Source organism: Streptomyces sp. NRRL F-6676 (genome assembly GCF_000725625.1).
Classification (GTDB): Bacteria; Actinomycetota; Actinomycetes; order Streptomycetales; family Streptomycetaceae; genus Streptomyces.
Map to the genome: position 1 here is coordinate 17,584 of NZ_JOHS01000049.1, position 17,577 is coordinate 35,160.

Genomic DNA, 17,577 nt, shown 5'->3' on the forward strand with positions numbered 1-17,577 from the left:
GGGCCCGCGGAAACGGCTGGATGCGCTCGGGTCAGAGACCCGCCGCCTTGCGCAGCGCGTCCACCCGGTCCGTGCGCTCCCAGGTGAAGTCGGCGAGTTCGCGGCCGAAGTGGCCGTACGCCGCCGTCTGGGCGTAGATCGGGCGGAGCAGGTCGAGGTCGCGGATGATGGCGGCCGGGCGGAGGTCGAAGACCTCGCCGATGGCGGCCTCGATCTTCTCCGCGTCGACCTTGGCGGTGCCGAAGGTCTCCACGAACAGGCCCACCGGCTCGGCCTTGCCGATCGCGTAGGCGACCTGGACCTCGCAGCGGGAGGCCAGGCCCGCGGCGACCACGTTCTTGGCGACCCAGCGCATCGCGTAGGCGGCCGAGCGGTCGACCTTGGACGGGTCCTTGCCGGAGAAGGCGCCGCCGCCGTGGCGGGCCATGCCGCCGTAGGTGTCGATGATGATCTTGCGGCCGGTGAGGCCGGCGTCGCCCATCGGGCCGCCGATCTCGAAGCGGCCGGTCGGGTTGACCAGCAGGCGGTAGCCCTCGGTCTCCAGCTTGATGCCGTCGTCCAGCAGGGCCTTCAGCTCCGGCTCGACGACGAACTCGCGGATGTCGGGGGCGAGCAGCGACTCCAGGTCGATGTCGCTGGCGTGCTGGGAGGAGACGACGACCGTGTCCAGGCGGACCGCCTTGTCGCCGTCGTACTCGATGGTGACCTGCGTCTTGCCGTCCGGGCGCAGGTAGGGGATGGTGCCGTTCTTGCGGACCTCGGACAGGCGCTTGGACAGCCGGTGCGCCAGGAAGATCGGCAGCGGCATCAGCGTGGGCGTCTCGTCCGAGGCGTAGCCGAACATCAGGCCCTGGTCGCCGGCGCCCTGCCGGTCCAGCTCGTCGTCGTCGCCCTCGACCCGGTTCTCGTAGGCGGCGTCCACACCCTGGGCGATGTCCGGGGACTGGGCGCCGATGGAGACGGAGACACCGCAGGAGGCGCCGTCGAAGCCCTTCTTGGACGAGTCGTAGCCGATCCCGAGGATCGTGTTGCGCACCAGCGTCGCGATGTCCGCGTACGCCTTGGTCGTGACCTCGCCGGCCACGTGCACCAGGCCGGTGGTGATCAGCGTCTCCACGGCGACCCGGGAGGTCGGGTCCTCCTTCAGGAGCGCATCGAGAATGGCGTCACTGATCTGGTCAGCGATCTTGTCCGGGTGACCCTCGGTCACGGATTCCGAGGTGAACAGGCGACGGGACACAACGCTCCCTGGGGTTGCAGCGGCTGCTGGCTGATCATTGGTGGACGGGGCGGGGGCTGCGCCCGGCACGTCCGGTGACAGTTTATCGGTCATGCCCGGCCACGGGCCCACCCGTCTCGCCTCTCGGGCCCACTGTGACCTGCGGCACGGGCATTCTGCCCAATGCCGGGCCCGCTTTCCAGGGGTCCGGGCACGGTGCACCACCGGAGTGGGCGGGTCCGCCGGGCGGCCGGCGCGTTCAGGTGAGGCGCGTGGCCACGAGGTCCCAGACGGTGTCGGCCAGGGCCTCCTTCGGCCCGTGCGGTACGGGGGTTTCGCTGCCGTCGGCGCCCAGGACCACCGCCTCGTTCTCCTCGGCGCCGAAGGTGCGGTGCTCCCCCACCTCGTTGACGACGAGCAGGTCGCAGCCCTTGCGCGCCAGCTTGGCGCGGCCGTTGGCGAGGACGTCGTCGGTCTCGGCGGCGAAGCCCACGATCACCTGCCCGGGCCGCGCCCGGTCGGCCGATATCTCCGCGAGAACGTCCGGATTGCGCACCAGCGCGACCGGTTCGGGCTCCTGGCCGTCCTTCTTCTTGATCTTGCCGGCGGCGTACACGGCGGGGCGGAAGTCGGCGACCGCGGCGGCCATGACGACGGCGTCGGCGTCGGCGGCCGCCTTGAGCACCGCCTCGCGCAGCTGGACCGCCGTGCCCACCGGGACGACGTCGACGCCGGCCGGGTCGGGCAGCGCGGCGTTGGCGGCGACCAGTGTGACCCGGGCACCCCGCGCGGCGGCGGTGCGGGCGAGGGCGTAGCCCTGCTTGCCGGAGGAGCGGTTGCCGAGGAAGCGGACCGGGTCGAGCGGTTCCCGGGTGCCGCCGGCGCTGACCACGACGTGCCGCCCCGCGAGGTCGGGTTCGGTCGCCCCCCGGGCCAGGACGCGGCGGCACACCTCGAAGATCTCGGCCGGGTCGGGCAGCCGCCCCTTGCCGGTGTCGACGCCGGTGAGCCGGCCGACGGCGGGCTCGATCACGACGGCGCCCCGGCGGCGCAGCGTCGCCACGCTCTCCCGGGTGGCGGGGTGCTCCCACATCTCGGTGTGCATCGCGGGGGCGAAGACGACCGGGCAGCGGGCGGTGAGCAGGGTGTTGGTCAGCAGGTCGTCGGCGAGGCCGTGGGCCGCCCTGGCCAGCGTGTCGGCGGTGGCCGGGGCGACCACGACGAGGTCGGCGGCCTGGCCGATGCGCACGTGCGGCACCTCGTGGACGTCGTCCCAGACCTCCGTGGAGACCGGGTTGCCGGAGAGCGCGGACCAGGTGGCGGCGCCGACGAAGTGCAGCGCGGAGGCGGTGGGGACGACACGGACGTCATGGCCGGACTCGGTCAGCCGGCGCAGCAGTTCGCACGCCTTGTAGGCGGCGATGCCACCACTGACCCCCAGGACGACCTTGGGCTTGCTCACCGGGTTCACCGGGCCTCCCCGTTCTCGACACCCGTACGCCGACGAGCCGCGGCGTACGGGTTCCATGACACACCACAGGCCCGGCAGTCGCGCTGCCGGGCCTGTGGAAAAACCAGCTTCAGTCTGAAAATGCTACTGCCGTGACCGCACTTACTGCGCCGGGCCCTCGACGGCCTCGGAGGTCAGCAGACCGGCGTTGATCTCGCGCAGGGCGATCGAGAGCGGCTTCTCGTGGACGTGGGTGTCGACGAGCGGACCGACGTACTCGAGGAGGCCCTCGCCGAGCTGCGAGTAGTACGCGTTGATCTGGCGGGCCCGCTTGGCCGCGTAGATCACGAGGCTGTACTTCGAGTCGGTGGCCTCGAGGAGCTCGTCGATCGGCGGGTTGATGATGCCCTCGGGCGCGGTGATGGAAGAGGACACGCTCTACCTTCCGAAAGGTGGGATGGGATCGCAGAAAACGATCACACTACGTCCATCAAGGCTAGCAGCTCGCGCGCCACGTCCTCGACGGAGGTGTTGACAAGGGTCACGTCGAACTCCGATTCGGCCGCGAGTTCGATCTTCGCCGCCTCCAGACGGCGCTCGATCACCTCGGGCGGCTCGGTGCCGCGTCCGGTGAGCCGGCGCACCAGCTCCTCCCACGAGGGCGGAGCCAGGAACACCAGCTGGGCCTCCGGCATGGACTCGCGGACCAGCCGGGCGCCCTGGAGGTCGATCTCGAGAAGAACCGGTTCGCCGGCCTCCAGCCGCTCCAGCACGGCGGCGCGCGGCGTGCCGTAGCGGTTGCCGGCGAACTCGGCCCACTCCAGGAGCTCGCCGTTGGCGATCAGCTTGTCCATCTCCTCGTCGGTGACGAAGAAGTACTGGACCCCGTGCTTCTCCCCGGGGCGGGGCGTCCGGGTCGTCGCCGACACCGAGAGCCAGACCTCGGGGTGCTCCTTGCGCATATGGGCGACGACCGTGCTCTTGCCGACCCCGGAGGGGCCGGAGAGCACGGTCAGCCGCGGACGTGCGTCCGGGGGTACGGGGGTCGTCCCCCGGGGTGTTACAGCCATGCGGCGATTATTCCAGCAATCCCGGGGTGCCCCGGACTCAGCTGGCCTGGCTCCCGAACTCGCGCTCCAGGGAGGCGATCTGGTTGGAGCCGAGGCCGCGGACCCGGCGGCTCTCGGAGATGCCGAGCCGCTCCATGATCTGCTTGGCGCGGACCTTGCCCACGCCCGGCAGGGACTCCAGGAGTGCGGAGACCTTCATCTTGCCGATGACGTCGTTCTCCTGGCCCTGCTTGATGACCTCGTGAAGGGAGGCGCCGGAGTGCTTGAGTCGATTCTTCACCTCGGCCCGCTCCCGGCGAGCCGCGGCGGCCTTTTCGAGCGCGGCTGCGCGCTGTTCGGGGGTAAGGGGCGGAAGAGCCACGCCTACGTCACCTCGGATGTCGAACTGTCGGATACGGACCGGTGAGGAACCTAGTCGTCCCACACCAGGTGAGCCACGAGCAACACGCTTGCCCGTTCACTCTCGACGGAGACTAGCGGTCAAGTCCGCGAGAGTCAGCGAGAACAGCGGAAAAGTCCTGGTCAGCCTCTGTCGAGCCCGACATTTACGGCATACCGGCCCGGATTTGAGCCTGTATTCAGGCTCAAGCGCTGTCAAGAGGCCGCCACAGCCGCCCTGACCTCCTCCGCGAAGCGGTCCGAGGCCGTCCGCAGTGCCCCGGCGTCGGGCCCGTGCCGGAGCACGCCCCGGCTGACGTTGGGCACGACGTTGCGCAGCGCCGCACCGAAGACGCGCGGGAGATCGGCCGGGGTGGCCCCCTGGGCGCCGATGCCGGGCGCGAGGAGCGGACCGTTGACCGCCAGGTCGTACGACGACAGGTCGCCGAGCGTCGCGCCGACGACCGCGCCGAAGGAACCCAGCGGCTCCTCCCCTGCGTTCTCGGCGGCCAGGTGCGCCAGGACCGTGGCGCCCACGTTCCGCCCCCCGCCCTCGCCGGCGCGCACCGCGTGCTGCACCTCGTCGCCCTCCGGGTTGGAGGTGAGCGCCAGGACGAAGAGTCCGGCGCCGCTCTCCCGGGCCAGCTCCACGGCGGGCCGCAGCGACCCGTAGCCCAGGTACGGCGAGACGGTGAGCGCGTCCGAGAACAGGGGCGCGTCCTTGTGCAGGAAGGCCTCGGCGTAGGCGGCCATGGTGGAGCCGATGTCGCCGCGCTTGGCGTCCATGACGACGAGCGCACCGGCCGCCCGGGCCTCCTGCACCGACTTCTCCAGGACGGCGATGCCGCGCGAGCCGAAGCGTTCGAAGAACGCGCTCTGCGGCTTCAGGACGGCGACCCGGCCGGCCACGGCCTCGACGACCGTGCGGCTGAACCGCTCCAGGCCGGCCACGTCGTCGTTCAGGCCCCAGTCGGCCAGCAGGGAGGCGTGCGGGTCGATGCCGACGCACAGCGGTCCGCGCTCGTCCATGGCACGGCGCAGGCGGGCGCCGAAGGGTTCCAGGACTGTCATGTCGTCGTCCTCACGTCGGCGCCGACCGCGTCGGCGAGGGTGGCGTACGGGCTGGTGCGCAGGCGGGCGGCGAGGCCCTTGTGGATCGCGCGGCCCCAGAAGGGGCCCTGGTAGATGAAGGCGCTGTAGCCCTGGACCAGGGTGGCGCCGGCCAGGATGCGCTGCCAGACGTCCTCGGCGTCCTCGATGCCGCCGACGCCGACCAGGGTGACGCGGTCGCCCACGCGCGCGTGCAGGCGGCGCAGCACCTGAAGGGAGCGTTCCTTGAGCGGGGCGCCGGAAAGGCCGCCGGTCTCCTTCACCACGGAGGCGTCGGCGCGCAGTCCGAGGCCCTCGCGGGCGACGGTGGTGTTGGTGGCGATGATCCCGTCCAGGCCGAGTTCCACGGCGAGGTCGGCGACGGCGTCCACGTCCTCGTCGTTCAGGTCGGGCGCGATCTTGACCAGCAGGGGCACCCGGCGTCCGGTCACCACGCGGTCGGCGGCCTCCCGCACGGCCGTCAGCAGCGGGCGCAGCGCCTCGGTGGCCTGGAGGTCGCGCAGGCCGGGGGTGTTGGGCGAGGAGACGTTGACGACGAGGTAGTCGGCGTGCGGGGCGAGCCGCTCGGCGGACTTCACGTAGTCGGCGACGGCCTCACCCTCCGGGACGACCTTGGTCTTGCCGATGTTGACGCCGAGCACCGTGCGGAAGACGGGGGTACGGGCGGCCAGGCGGGCGGCGACGGCGGCGGAGCCGTCGTTGTTGAAGCCCATGCGGTTGATCAGCGCCCGGTCCGGCACCAGGCGGAACAGCCGTTTCCTCGGGTTGCCGGGCTGCGGTTCGCCGGTGACGGTGCCGATCTCGACGTGGTCGAAGCCGAGCATCGCCAGCCCGTCGACGGCGACGGCGTTCTTGTCGAAGCCGGCGGCGAGTCCGAAGGGGCTGTGCAGGCGCAGTCCCAGCGCCTCGGTGCGCAGCTCCTTGTGGCGGGGGGCGAGGGCCGCCGCGACGAACGTGCGCAGCACGGGGACGCGGGCGACGAGGCGGATCCAGCGCACCGCCAGGTGGTGCGCGCGCTCCGGGTCCATGCGGGAGAAGACGAGCCGGAAGAAGAGCGGGTACATGTGGGTGTCGTGTCCTCATGAGGAGGGGGACACCGTTTCCGGTGTCCCCCTCGTCCGTCAGTCGCGGGCCGCGGTCAGGAATTCGGCGTGTTCCTGCAAGGAGCGCACCCCTACGCCACCGGCGTGGAGGGCGTCGATGCCCTGGACGGCGGCGGCCAGCGCCTGGACCGTCGTCAGGCAGGGCACCGAGCGGGACACGGCCGCCGTGCGGATCTCGTAGCCGTCGAGGCGGCCGCCGGTGCCGTACGGGGTGTTGACGATGAGGTCGACCTCGCCGTCGTGGATGTACTGGACGATGGTCTTCTCGCCGTTCGGGCCGGGGCCCTCGGACTGCTTGCGCACGACGGTGGCGTCGATGCCGTTGCGCCGCAGCACCTCGGCGGTGCCGGAGGTGGCGAGCAGTTCGAAGCCGTGGGCGACCAGTTCGCGGGCCGGGAAGATCATGGAGCGCTTGTCGCGGTTGGCGACCGAGATGAACGCGCGGCCCTTGGTGGGCAGCGGGCCGTAGGCGCCGGCCTGCGACTTGGCGTACGCCGTGCCGAAGACGGAGTCGATGCCCATGACCTCGCCGGTGGAGCGCATCTCGGGGCCGAGCACGGTGTCCACACCGCGCCCGGAGGTGTCCCGGAAGCGGCTCCAGGGCAGTACGGCCTCCTTGACGGAGATCGGCGCGTCCAGCGGCAGGGTGCCGCCGTCGCCGTTCCTCGGCAGCAGCCCCTCGGCGCGCAGTTCGGCGACGGTGGCGCCGAGCGAGATGCGGGCGGCGGCCTTGGCCAGCGGTACCGCGGTCGCCTTGGAGGTGAAGGGCACCGTGCGGGAGGCGCGCGGGTTGGCCTCCAGGACGTAGAGGATGTCGCCGGAGAGCGCGAACTGGATGTTGATCAGTCCGCGGACGCCGACCCCGCGCGCGATGGCCTCGGTGGAGGCGCGCAGCCGCTTGATGTCGTAGCCGCCGAGGGTGATCGGGGGCAGCGCGCAGGCGGAGTCGCCGGAGTGGATGCCGGCCTCCTCGATGTGCTCCATGACGCCGCCGAGGTAGAGCTCGGTGCCGTCGTAGAGGGCGTCGACGTCGATCTCTATGGCGTCGTCGAGGAAGCGGTCGACCAGGACCGGCCGGGAGGGGCTGATCTCGGTGGACTCGGCGATGTACGCCGCCAGCCGGGTCTCGTCGTAGACGATCTCCATGCCGCGTCCGCCGAGCACGTAGGAGGGCCGCACCAGGACCGGGTAGCCGATCTCGTCGGCGATGGCCTTGGCCTCGGCGAAGGTGGTGGCGGTGCCGTGCTTGGGAGCGGGCAGTCCGGCCTCGGCGAGCACCCGGCCGAAGGCGCCGCGGTCCTCGGCGGCGTGGATGGCCTCCGGGGAGGTGCCGACGACGGGCACGCCGTTGTCCTTGAGGGCCTGCGAGAGGCCGAGCGGGGTCTGGCCGCCGAGCTGGACCAGGACGCCCGCGACGGGGCCGGCCTGCTGCTCGGCGTGGACGATCTCCAGGACGTCCTCCAGGGTGAGCGGCTCGAAGTAGAGCCGGTCGGAGGTGTCGTAGTCGGTGGAGACGGTCTCCGGGTTGCAGTTGACCATCACGGTCTCGTAGCCGGCGTCGCTCAGCGCGAAGGAGGCGTGGACGCAGGAGTAGTCGAACTCGATGCCCTGGCCGATGCGGTTGGGGCCGGAGCCCAGGATGATCACCGCGGGCTTCTCGCGCGGGGCGACCTCGCTCTCCTCGTCGTAGGAGGAGTAGAAGTACGGCGTCCTGGCGGCGAACTCGGCGGCGCAGGTGTCGACCGTCTTGTAGACGGGGCGTACGCCGAGGGCGTGCCGCACCTCGCGCACCACGTCCTCGCGCAGACCGCGGATCTCGCCGATCTGCTGGTCGGAGAAGCCGTGCCGCTTGGCCTCGGCGAGCAGTCCGGCGTCCAGGCGCTCGACGGAGGCGAGCTCGTCGGCGATCTCCTTGAGGAGGTAGAGCTGGTCGACGAACCAGGGGTCGATCTTGGTGGCCTCGAAGACCTCCTCGGGGGTGGCGCCCGCGCGGATGGCGCCCATGACGGCGTTGATCCGGCCGTCGGTGGGACGCACGGCCTCTTCGAGGAGGGCGGCCTTGTCACCGGGGTCCCCGACGAAGGTGAACTGGCTGCCCTTCTTCTCCAGGGAGCGCAGCGCCTTCTGGAAGGCCTCGGTGAAGTTCCGGCCGATCGCCATGGCCTCGCCGACCGACTTCATGGTGGTGGTCAGCGTGGAGTCGGCGGAGGGGAACTTCTCGAAGGCGAACCGCGGCGCCTTGACGACGACGTAGTCGAGCGTGGGCTCGAAGGAGGCCGGGGTCTGCTCGGTGATGTCGTTGGGGATCTCGTCGAGGGTGTAGCCGACGGCGAGCTTGGCGGCGATCTTGGCGATGGGGAAACCGGTCGCCTTGGAGGCGAGCGCCGAGGAGCGCGACACCCGGGGGTTCATCTCGATGACGATGACCCGGCCGTCTTCCGGGTTGACCGCGAACTGGATGTTGCAGCCGCCGGTGTCGACGCCGACCTCGCGGATGATCGCGATGCCCATGTCGCGCAGGATCTGGTACTCGCGGTCGGTGAGCGTCATCGCCGGGGCGACGGTGATGGAGTCACCGGTGTGCACGCCCATGGGGTCGAAGTTCTCGATGGAGCAGACGACCACGACGTTGTCGTTCCGGTCGCGCATCAGCTCCAGCTCGTACTCCTTCCAGCCGAGGATGGACTCCTCCAGGAGCACCTCGGTGGTCGGCGAGAGGGTGAGGCCGGTGCCGGCGATGCGGCGCAGCTCCTCCTCGTCGTGGGCGAAGCCGGAGCCGGCGCCGCCCATGGTGAAGGAGGGGCGGACGACGACGGGGTAGCCGCCGAGGGTGTCGACGCCCTGGAGGACGTCGTCCATGGTGTGGCAGATGACCGAGCGGGCGGACTCGCCGTGCCCGATCTTCTTGCGGACCTCCTCGACGACCAGCTTGAACTGGTCGCGGTCCTCGCCCTTGTGGATGGCCGCCACGTTGGCGCCGATCAGCTCGACGCCGTACTTCTCCAGGACGCCGTTCTCGTGCAGGGAGATCGCGGTGTTCAGGGCCGTCTGGCCGCCCAGGGTGGGGAGCAGCGCGTCGGGGTTCTCCTTGGCGATGATCTTCTCGACGAACTCCGGGGTGATCGGCTCGACGTAGGTGGCGTCGGCGATCTCCGGGTCGGTCATGATCGTCGCCGGGTTGGAGTTGACCAGGATCACCCGCAGGCCCTCGGCCTTGAGGACGCGGCACGCCTGGGTGCCGGAGTAGTCGAACTCGGCGGCCTGACCGATGACGATCGGGCCGGAGCCGATGACCAGGACGGACTGGATATCGGTGCGCTTAGGCACGCTGGCCCTCCATCAAAGACGTGAAACGGTCGAACAGGTAGGCGGCGTCGTGCGGTCCGGCCGCCGCTTCGGGGTGGTACTGGACGCTGAAGGCCGGCTTGTCGAGGAGCTGGAGCCCCTCCACCACGTTGTCGTTGAGGCAGACGTGGGAGACCTCGGCGCGGCCGAAGGGGGTCTCGGAGACCTTGTCGGTGGGGGCGTCGACGGCGAAGCCGTGGTTGTGCGCGGTGACCTCGACCTTGCCTGTCGTACGGTCCTGCACGGGCTGGTTGATGCCGCGGTGGCCGTACTTCAGCTTGTAGGTGCCGAAGCCGAGGGCGCGGCCGAGGAGCTGGTTGCCGAAGCAGATGCCGAACAGCGGCGTGCCGCGCTCCAGGACGCCCCGCATGAGCGAGACGGGGTGGTCGGCGGTGGCCGGGTCGCCCGGGCCGTTGGAGAAGAACACGCCGTCCGGGGCGACCGCGTAGACCTCGTCGAGCGTGGCGGTGGCGGGCAGGACGTGCACCTCGATGCCGCGCTCGGCCATGCGATGCGGGGTCATGCCCTTGATGCCGAGGTCGATCGCGGCGACGGTGAACCTCTTCTCACCCCGCGCCGGGACGACGTACGCCTCCGGGGTGGTGACCTCCTCGTAGAGGCTGGCGCCCTTCATCTGGGGGGCCTCCCGGACCCGGGCCAGCAGGGTGACGTCGTCCCGCACGGCGTCGCCGCTGAAGATGCCGACGCGCATGGCGCCGCGCTCGCGCAGATGGCGGGTGAGGGCGCGGGTGTCGATGCCGGAGATGCCGACGACGCCCTGGCCGGCGAGCTCCTCGTCGAGGGTGCGCCGGTTGCGCCAGCTGGAGGGCACGCGCGCGGGGTCGCGCACGACGTAGCCGGCGACCCAGATCTGCCGGGACTCGGGGTCCTCGTCGTTGACGCCGGTGTTGCCGACGTGCGGGGCGGTCATCACGACGACCTGGCGGCGGTACGAGGGGTCGGTCAGGGTCTCCTGGTAGCCGGTCATGCCGGTGGAGAACACCGCTTCGCCGAAGGTCTCCCCCACGGCCCCGTAGGCACGGCCGCGGAAGATACGGCCGTCCTCCAGGACGAGTACGGCGGGAACCTTGGCTCCCCTTGTGGAGGTGGTCATCGTGCGCCTTCCGTTTCCGTCTTGTCGATCATGTGGTTCAGGGCCTCGACCCACTCCAGGTGCTCGGCCGCTCGGTCGGAGCGGAACCCGGAGTCGATCGCCTTGTCGCCGTGCCGCCAGGTGACGACCAGCAGTCCGCCCTCGGTGAGGACCTTGCCGGCGATGCCCTTGTCGAGCCGGGCCCCGCGCAGCGCGGCGGCCGGGACGAAGAAGTCGGCCGCCCCGGGGCGTACGACGTCCAGTCCGGCGTCCGTCAGGGTGAGCTCGGCGCGGCTGCGGGTGCCCAGGCCGCGCGCGACGATGCGGTCGAGCCACTGCCCGGCGGTGGTGGAGCCGTGGTAGCGGCCGCTCATCGTCAGTCTGACCGGGCCCGGGTCCTCCGGCGCGGTGGCCAGCTCCGGAAGGTCGTTCTGGAGGGTGCCGCGCCATTTCCAGCCCTCGCGCATCAGCCAGTAGACGAGCGCGACGACGAGGGCGATGCCGATCAGCCAGCCGATACGGGCGGCCCAGTCGGTCACTTCCGCCGATTTCTGTTCGGCGGCCAGCAGCTTCAGAGGTGTCACGTGAGCTTCCCGTCGACGAGCGTGGCCTTGCCCCGGAGCCAGGTGTGGGTGACACGGCCCGGCAGCACGCGGCCCTCGTACGGGGTGTTGCGGCTGCGCGAGGCGAAGCCCGCGGGGTCCACCTGCCCACGGTATGCCGTGTCGACCAGGGTGAGGTTGGCGGGCTCACCTGCCGAGACGGGGCGGCCGTGGCCGTGCGCCTGTCCGATCTCGGCGGGCGTGACGGACATGCGCGCGGCGACTCCGGCCCAGTCCAGCAGTCCGGTCTCCACCATCGTCTCCTGGACCACTGACAACGCGGTCTCCAGGCCGACCATGCCCATGGCGGCGGCGGCCCACTCGCAGTCCTTGTCCTCGTGCGGGTGCGGGGCGTGGTCGGTGGCGACGATGTCGATCGTGCCGTCGGCCAGCGCCTCGCGCAGCGCCCGCACGTCGGCCTCGGTGCGCAGCGGCGGGTTGACCTTGTAGACCGGGTTGTAGCTGCGCACCAGTTCGTCGGTGAGGAGCAGGTGGTGCGGGGTCACCTCGGCGGTGACCCGGATGCCGCGGGACTTCGCCCAGCGGACGATCTCGACGCTGCCCGCGGTGGACAGGTGGCAGATGTGGACGCGGGAGCCGACGTGGTCGGCGAGCAGCACGTCCCGGGCGATGACCGACTCCTCGGCGACGGCCGGCCAGCCGCCGAGGCCGAGCTCGGCGGAGACGACGCCCTCGTTCATCTGGGCGCCCTCGGTGAGCCGCGGTTCCTGGGCGTGCTGGGCGACGACGCCGCCGAAGGCCTTCACGTACTCCAGGGCGCGGCGCATGATCACGGCGTCGTGGACGCACTTGCCGTCGTCGGAGAAGACGGTGACGCCGGCCGCCGAGTCGTGCATGGCGCCGAGCTCGGCGAGCTTCTTGCCGTCCAGGCCGACGGTGACGGCGCCGATGGGCTGTACGTCGCAGTAGCCGTGTTCCCGGCCGAGTCGGTACACCTGTTCGACCACGCCGGCGGTGTCGGCGACGGGGAAGGTGTTGGCCATGGCGAAGACGGCCGTGTAGCCGCCGGAGGCGGCCGCGCGGGTGCCGGTCAGCACCGTCTCGGAGTCCTCGCGGCCGGGCTCGCGCAGATGGGTGTGCAGGTCGACCAGGCCCGGCAGCAGCACCTTGCCGTCGGCCTCGACGATCTCCGCGCCCCCGGTGGCGTCGGCGGGGAGGTCCGTGCCGATCTGCGTGATCGTTTCGCCGTCGATCAGGACGTCCTGGGGCGCGCCGCCGAGCACCTTCGCACCGCGGATCAGGGTCTTGCTCATGCCGGTCACTTCTCCTCGGTGGTGCGGGCGTGCGGGACGGCGGGTTCGTTGCCGCCCAGCAGCAGGTACAGGACGGCCATGCGGATCGAGACGCCGTTGGCGACCTGCTCGACGGCGGTGCAGCGCGGCGAGTCGGCGACCTCGGCGGTGATCTCCATGCCGCGGACCATCGGGCCGGGGTGCATCACGATGGCCTGTTCGGGCATCCGCGCCATGCGGTCGGCGTCGAGGCCGTAGCGGCGGGAGTACTCGCGCTCGGTCGGGAAGAACGCGGCGTTCATGCGTTCGCGCTGCACGCGGAGCAGCATCACCGCGTCGGACTTGGGGAGCGTCGAGTCGAGGTCGTAGGAGACCTCGCAGGGCCAGCTCTCGATGCCGACGGGGAGCAGGGTGGGCGGGGCGACCAGGGTGACCTCGGCGCCGAGCGTGTGCAGCAGGTCGACGTTGGAGCGGGCGACCCGGCTGTGCAGGATGTCGCCGACGAGCGTGATGCGCTTGCCCGCCAGGTCCCGGCCGAGCCCCGCGTCCCGGCCGACCAGGCGGCGGCGCATGGTGAAGGCGTCCAGGAGGGCCTGGGTGGGGTGCTGGTGAGTGCCGTCGCCCGCGTTGATCACGGCGGCGTCGATCCAGCCGGAGTTCGCCAGCCGGTAGGGGGCGCCGGAGGCGCCGTGCCGGATGACGACGGCGTCGACGCCCATCGCCTCCAGGGTCTGCGCGGTGTCCTTCAGGGACTCCCCCTTGGACACGCTGGAGCCCTTGGCGGTGAAGTTGATGACGTCCGCGGACAGGCGTTTCTCGGCGGCCTCGAAGGAGATCCGGGTGCGGGTCGAGTCCTCGAAGAAGAGGTTGACGACGGTACGGCCGCGCAGGGTGGGCAGTTTCTTGATCGGCCGGTCGGCGACCCGGGCCATCTCCTCGGCGGTGTCGAGGATCAGGACGGCGTCGTCGCGGGTGAGGTCGGCGGCCGAGATGAGATGACGCTGCATCTTTTTCAGGCTCCGTAGGGCGGTTCGGGGCAGGGGGCCGGGGTCCGGGGCTCGGCGTCCGGGAGGCGGGGTGCCTCGCGGTCACGGGGTCCGGCGGCGGTTCTTCCGGTCCGGTTCCGGGAGCGGTTTCCGGGTCCGGTTCCTCCGGTGGCGGGCGGCACGCGCGCGGGCGCACGCGTGCCCGGCGGAGCTCGCTCGCGGCAGGCGTACGACGGTGCCGTACGCCGACAGCTACGGCTGGGCGCCCGGGGCGGCCGGCTTCACACCGAGCAGGACGGTGTCGCGGCCGTCCTCCTCGGAGAGCTGGACCTTGACCGTCTCCCGCAGCGACGTGGGGAGGTTCTTGCCGACGTAGTCGGCGCGGATCGGGAGTTCGCGGTGGCCGCGGTCGACGAGGACGGCGAGCTGCACGGCGCGCGGCCGGCCGATGTCGCCGAGCGCGTCCAGGGCGGCGCGGATGGTGCGCCCGGAGAAGAGCACGTCGTCGACGAGGACGACGAGGCGGCCGTCGACGCCGTCACCGGGGATCTCGGTGCGGGCCAGCGCACGCGGGGGCTGCATGCGCAGGTCGTCGCGGTACATCGTGATGTCGAGGGAGCCGACCGGGACCGTACGGCCGGTGATCTGTTCGAGCTTGGCGGCGAGCCGGCGGGCGAGGAAGACGCCCCGGGTCGGAATGCCGAGGAGCACCACGTCGTCGGCGCCCTTGGCGCGTTCGACGATCTCGTGGGCGATGCGGGTCAGTACCCGCGCGATGTCGGGTGCTTCCAGCACGGGCCGGGCATCGGACGCGTACGCGTCGGCCTGCTTGGCGGCCTTGCCCGGCTCATCTTGCCTGTCCGGCTTGTCTGATTTGTCCATACGAAACGGACCTCCTTCTCCGCCTCACGGGACGGACCTTAAAGGACGTCGGATTTGCGCCATCCACGCTACCAGGTCGCTCGGCGGGCCTCGCCCGGCCCCCCGCCTGCCGCCCGCCCCCGCCCGACCCGCCGTCCGGTCACCCCCTCGGCCGCCGGATCTCACCCGAACGGCGTCACCGCCCGTCGTCCGTACGCGGAAGGGTCGGGCCGACCGATTCCGCTTGACGGGGCAGAGTCACGCTGCGTAACCTCACAGTGAGTCACCAGCCGCGCGGCCGCGCCGCACGTCGACACAGTGTCCGGGAGCCATATGTCCAGCGAATACGCCAAACAGCTCGGGGCCAAGCTCCGGGCCATCCGCACCCAGCAGGGGCTGTCCCTCCACGGTGTCGAGGAGAAGTCCCAGGGCCGCTGGAAGGCCGTCGTCGTCGGTTCGTACGAACGCGGCGACCGCGCCGTCACCGTGCAGCGCCTCGCCGAGCTGGCGGACTTCTACGGGGTCCCGGTGCAGGAGCTGCTGCCGGGCACCACGCCGGGCGGGGCCGCCGAGCCGCCGCCGAAGCTCGTCCTGGACCTGGAGCGGCTGGCCACGGTCCCGGCGGAGAAGGCCGGCCCCTTGCAGCGCTACGCGGCGACGATCCAGTCCCAGCGCGGCGACTACAACGGCAAGGTGCTCTCCATCCGCCAGGACGACCTGCGGACACTCGCCGTCATCTACGCCAGTCGCCCTCGGTCCTCACCGAGCAGCTGATCAACTGGGGCGTCCTGGACGCGGACGCGCGCCGCGCGGTCGCCCACGAGGACGCCTGACCGGCGGCCCCACGCAGAAACGTGCCGCCGGGGTGGCGGGAAACCTTCTCGGTTCTCCCGCCACCCCGGCGGCTTTGTGTGGTGCTGCGGCGGGGCTACGCGCGCCGAAGCGACGGCTTGAGCTCCTTCAGGCGGCCCAGGAGGCCGTTGACGAAGGCCGGTGACTCGTCCGTGGAGAACTCCTTGGCGAGCTGCACCATCTCGTCGAGGACCACCGCGTCCGGGGTCTCGTCGACCCAGATCAGCTCGTACGCGCCGAGCCGCAGGATGTTGCGGTCGACCACCGGCATCCGGTCCAGCGTCCAGCCGACCGCGTACTGCGCGAGCAGTTCGTCGATCCGCGGCGCGTATTCCGCGTAGCCCTCGACGAGCTGCATCGTGTACTCGCTGACCGGCGGCTGCCGGGTGTCGCTCCGGGAGAGCGTGACCCAGTCCGCGAGCACGGTCAGGACATCGGCGCCACGCTGGTCGCCCTCGAAGAGGATCTGGAAGGCGCGCTTGCGGGCCGTGTTACGGGCAGCCACGGTTAGCTGTTCACCCGGCCGAGGTAGTCACTCGAACGGGTGTCGACCTTGATCTTCTCACCGGTGGTGATGAAGAGCGGGACCTGGATCTGGTGGCCGGTCTCCAGCGTGGCGGGCTTGGTGCCACCGGTGGAGCGGTCGCCCTGGACGCCCGGCTCGGTCTCCTGGACCGTCAGCTCGACGGCGGCCGGCAGCTCGACGAAGAGCACCTCGCCCTCGTGCTGCGCGACGGTGGCCTCGAAGCCCTCGATCAGGAAGTTGGCGGCGTCGCCGACGGCCTTGCGGTCGACCATGAGCTGGTCGTAGGTCTCCATGTCCATGAAGACGAAGTAGTCGCCGTCCATGTAGGAGAACTGCATGTCGCGCTTGTCGACAGTGGCCGTCTCGACCTTGACGCCGGCGTTGAACGTCTTGTCGACGACCTTGCCGGAGAGCACGTTCTTGAGCTTGGTGCGCACGAATGCCGGGCCCTTGCCGGGCTTGACGTGCTGGAACTCGACGACGGACCAGAGCTGGCCGCCTTCGAGCTTGAGCACCAGGCCGTTCTTGAGGTCGTTCGTGGAAGCCACGGTTGCGGAATCTCCTGGACTGACGTACGACCCCGGGGCACGCACCTGCCTAGAGGGCGAGCAGCTCCTTGGTCGTGATGGTGAGTAGCTCGGGTCCGCCGTCCGCCTCGGGGCGCACGACGAGCGTGTCATCGATCCGGACACCTCCCCGTCCCGGGAGGTGAACCCCCGGTTCGACGGTGACCGGCACGCAAGCGTCCAGTTTACCCATGGCCGCGGGGGCCAATTGAGGGTCCTCTTCGATTTCCAGTCCTACGCCGTGTCCCGTCATCGGCGGGAGCGCGTCGCCGTGCCCTCCGGAGTCGATGACCTGGCGTGCCACGCGGTCCACGTCCCGGCACGCCACGCCGGGTGCCAGGGCCTCGCGTCCGGCCCGCTGGGCGGCGAAGACCAGGTCGTACAGCTCGATCTGCCAGTCGGCGGGCGAGGTCCCGATGACGAACGTACGTCCGATCTCGGAGCGGTAGCCGTGGTAGGCGGCGCCGAGGCAGACGGTGAGGAAGTCGCCCTCCTCGACGCGGCGGTCGGTGGGGCGGTGACCGCGGCGGCCCGAGTGGGGGCCGGTGGCGACGGAGGTGGTGAAGGCGGGGCCGTCGGCGCCGTGATCGACCAGGCGGCGTTCCAGTTCCAGGGCGAGGTGCCGCTCGGTGCGGCCGACCAGGATCGACTCCAGGAGTTCGCCGAGCGCCTGGTCGGCGATCTCCGCGCCGACGCGCAGCAGGGAGATCTCCTCCTCGTCCTTGACGAGCCGCAGCTGCTCGACGACGCCGCCGACGTCGTCCAGGCGCAGCCGGGGCGCGACGGAGCGCAGGGCGCGGTGGCGGGCGACGGTGAGGTGGTGCTCCTCCACCGCGAGGGATTCGGCGCCCTGGCCGGCGGCCAGGTCCGCGGCGGCGACCGCCGCGTCGCCGCCGGGCGCGCCCGGGGCTCCGGTGCCGCCGGGCAGGATCTGGGTCCGCAGCGACTCGTCGAGGCGGTCGACCCCGGGCTGCGGATCGGGCGGGCCGGGACTGAGCAGCATATCCTCGTCGCGGCCGAGCAACAGGACCGCGCCCCTGGGCGCGGCGCCGGCGAGGTAGCGGACGTTGACGGGGCGGGAGATCAGCGCCGTCGCGCTGCCGCTCGCGCTACAGCGGTCCCTCAGGCGGTTGCGGCGGATCGCGTACACCTCGGACATGTCC

General features: G+C 71.2%; 16 protein-coding genes and 1 pseudogene. 1 reads left to right on the forward strand and 16 read right to left on the reverse strand.

Annotated elements, in window-relative coordinates; genetic code table 11:
* Nucleotides 1-31 precede the first annotated feature (31 nt).
* From metK to pyrR, 13 genes are all read right to left on the reverse strand, one after another.
* Nucleotides 32-1,240 (reverse strand): methionine adenosyltransferase, encoded by a 1,209-nt coding sequence (gene metK, locus IO29_RS24950; RefSeq protein ID WP_030382394.1) that lies wholly within the window; start codon nucleotides 1,238-1,240, stop codon nucleotides 32-34.
* A 238-nt stretch (nucleotides 1,241-1,478) separates the two neighbouring features.
* A complete protein-coding gene (gene coaBC / locus IO29_RS24955) occupies nucleotides 1,479-2,681 on the reverse strand; it encodes a bifunctional phosphopantothenoylcysteine decarboxylase/phosphopantothenate--cysteine ligase CoaBC (RefSeq protein ID WP_030382393.1) in 1,203 nt (400 codons plus the stop codon).
* Between the two features lie 150 nt (nucleotides 2,682-2,831).
* Nucleotides 2,832-3,104 carry a DNA-directed RNA polymerase subunit omega gene (rpoZ, locus tag IO29_RS24960; RefSeq protein ID WP_003982715.1) on the reverse strand — a complete coding sequence of 91 codons (273 nt, stop codon included), beginning with the start codon at nucleotides 3,102-3,104 and terminating at the stop codon, nucleotides 2,832-2,834.
* Between the two features lie 41 nt (nucleotides 3,105-3,145).
* On the reverse strand, nucleotides 3,146-3,739 hold the full coding sequence (gene gmk, locus IO29_RS24965) for a guanylate kinase (RefSeq protein WP_030382392.1): 594 nt from the start codon (nucleotides 3,737-3,739) through the stop codon (nucleotides 3,146-3,148).
* 37 nt (nucleotides 3,740-3,776) lie between these two features.
* Nucleotides 3,777-4,100 carry an integration host factor gene (locus IO29_RS24970; RefSeq protein ID WP_030382391.1) on the reverse strand — a complete coding sequence of 108 codons (324 nt, stop codon included), beginning with the start codon at nucleotides 4,098-4,100 and terminating at the stop codon, nucleotides 3,777-3,779.
* Nucleotides 4,101-4,333: 233 nt separating this feature from the next.
* A complete protein-coding gene (gene pyrF, locus IO29_RS24975; RefSeq protein WP_030382390.1) occupies nucleotides 4,334-5,188 on the reverse strand; it encodes an orotidine-5'-phosphate decarboxylase in 855 nt (284 codons plus the stop codon).
* A complete protein-coding gene (locus tag IO29_RS24980) occupies nucleotides 5,185-6,291 on the reverse strand; it encodes a quinone-dependent dihydroorotate dehydrogenase (RefSeq protein ID WP_030382389.1) in 1,107 nt (368 codons plus the stop codon). Before IO29_RS24980 ends, pyrF begins: the two co-directional genes overlap by 4 nt.
* Nucleotides 6,292-6,348: 57 nt before the next feature.
* Complete coding sequence (gene carB, locus IO29_RS24985) at nucleotides 6,349-9,657, reverse strand: carbamoyl-phosphate synthase large subunit (RefSeq protein WP_030382388.1); 3,309 nt, start codon at nucleotides 9,655-9,657, stop codon at nucleotides 6,349-6,351.
* Complete coding sequence (carA, locus tag IO29_RS24990) at nucleotides 9,650-10,789, reverse strand: glutamine-hydrolyzing carbamoyl-phosphate synthase small subunit (protein WP_030382387.1); 1,140 nt, start codon at nucleotides 10,787-10,789, stop codon at nucleotides 9,650-9,652. The genes carB and carA overlap by 8 nt, the downstream gene beginning before the upstream one ends.
* A complete protein-coding gene (locus tag IO29_RS24995) occupies nucleotides 10,786-11,352 on the reverse strand; it encodes a PH-like domain-containing protein (protein ID WP_030382386.1) in 567 nt (188 codons plus the stop codon). The genes carA and IO29_RS24995 overlap by 4 nt, the downstream gene beginning before the upstream one ends.
* Nucleotides 11,349-12,644, reverse strand: a complete 1,296-nt coding sequence (locus IO29_RS25000; protein WP_030382385.1) for a dihydroorotase — start codon at nucleotides 12,642-12,644, stop codon at nucleotides 11,349-11,351. The genes IO29_RS24995 and IO29_RS25000 overlap by 4 nt, the downstream gene beginning before the upstream one ends.
* A gap of 5 nt (nucleotides 12,645-12,649) precedes the next feature.
* Entirely contained in the window at nucleotides 12,650-13,630 is a 981-nt protein-coding gene (locus IO29_RS25005; protein ID WP_030382384.1) for an aspartate carbamoyltransferase catalytic subunit, read from the reverse strand.
* Nucleotides 13,631-13,861: 231 nt separating this feature from the next.
* Complete coding sequence (gene pyrR, locus IO29_RS25010; protein WP_030382383.1) at nucleotides 13,862-14,491, reverse strand: bifunctional pyr operon transcriptional regulator/uracil phosphoribosyltransferase PyrR; 630 nt, start codon at nucleotides 14,489-14,491, stop codon at nucleotides 13,862-13,864.
* Between the two features lie 312 nt (nucleotides 14,492-14,803).
* On the opposite strand from pyrR, the pseudogene bldD reads away from it, so the two are divergent.
* A pseudogene (bldD, locus tag IO29_RS25015) lies at nucleotides 14,804-15,303 on the forward strand (transcriptional regulator BldD).
* Between the two features lie 95 nt (nucleotides 15,304-15,398).
* Here bldD and nusB read toward each other — a convergent pair.
* Genes nusB through IO29_RS25030 form a run of 3 tightly spaced genes read right to left on the reverse strand, consistent with a single transcriptional unit; the run spans nucleotide 15,399 to nucleotide 17,573 of the window.
* Nucleotides 15,399-15,827, reverse strand: coding sequence for a transcription antitermination factor NusB (gene nusB, locus IO29_RS25020; RefSeq protein ID WP_030382382.1), 429 nt, complete (start codon nucleotides 15,825-15,827; stop codon nucleotides 15,399-15,401).
* Between the two features lie 2 nt (nucleotides 15,828-15,829).
* The gene (gene efp, locus IO29_RS25025; RefSeq protein ID WP_030382381.1) at nucleotides 15,830-16,396 is read right to left on the reverse strand and encodes an elongation factor P; all 567 of its coding nucleotides are present in this window, start codon (nucleotides 16,394-16,396) and stop codon (nucleotides 15,830-15,832) included.
* A gap of 49 nt (nucleotides 16,397-16,445) precedes the next feature.
* The gene (locus IO29_RS25030; RefSeq protein ID WP_030382380.1) at nucleotides 16,446-17,573 is read right to left on the reverse strand and encodes an aminopeptidase P family protein; all 1,128 of its coding nucleotides are present in this window, start codon (nucleotides 17,571-17,573) and stop codon (nucleotides 16,446-16,448) included.
* Between the last annotated feature and the right edge of the window lie 4 nt (nucleotides 17,574-17,577).

Bases quoted from the DNA above. Each gene is read 5' to 3' on its own strand.
- gmk (WP_030382392.1), bottom strand. From the start codon at position 3,739: ATGGCTGTAACACCCCGGGGGACGACCCCCGTACCCCCGGACGCACGT.
- pyrF (WP_030382390.1), bottom strand. From the start codon at position 5,188: ATGACAGTCCTGGAACCCTTCGGCGCCCGCCTGCGCCGTGCCATGGAC.
- IO29_RS24980 (WP_030382389.1), bottom strand. From the start codon at position 6,291: ATGTACCCGCTCTTCTTCCGGCTCGTCTTCTCCCGCATGGACCCGGAG.
- carA (WP_030382387.1), bottom strand. From the start codon at position 10,789: ATGACCACCTCCACAAGGGGAGCCAAGGTTCCCGCCGTACTCGTCCTG.
- IO29_RS25000 (WP_030382385.1), bottom strand. From the start codon at position 12,644: ATGAGCAAGACCCTGATCCGCGGTGCGAAGGTGCTCGGCGGCGCGCCC.
- IO29_RS25005 (WP_030382384.1), bottom strand. From the start codon at position 13,630: ATGCAGCGTCATCTCATCTCGGCCGCCGACCTCACCCGCGACGACGCC.
- pyrR (WP_030382383.1), bottom strand. From the start codon at position 14,491: ATGGACAAATCAGACAAGCCGGACAGGCAAGATGAGCCGGGCAAGGCC.
- IO29_RS25030 (WP_030382380.1), bottom strand. From the start codon at position 17,573: ATGTCCGAGGTGTACGCGATCCGCCGCAACCGCCTGAGGGACCGCTGT.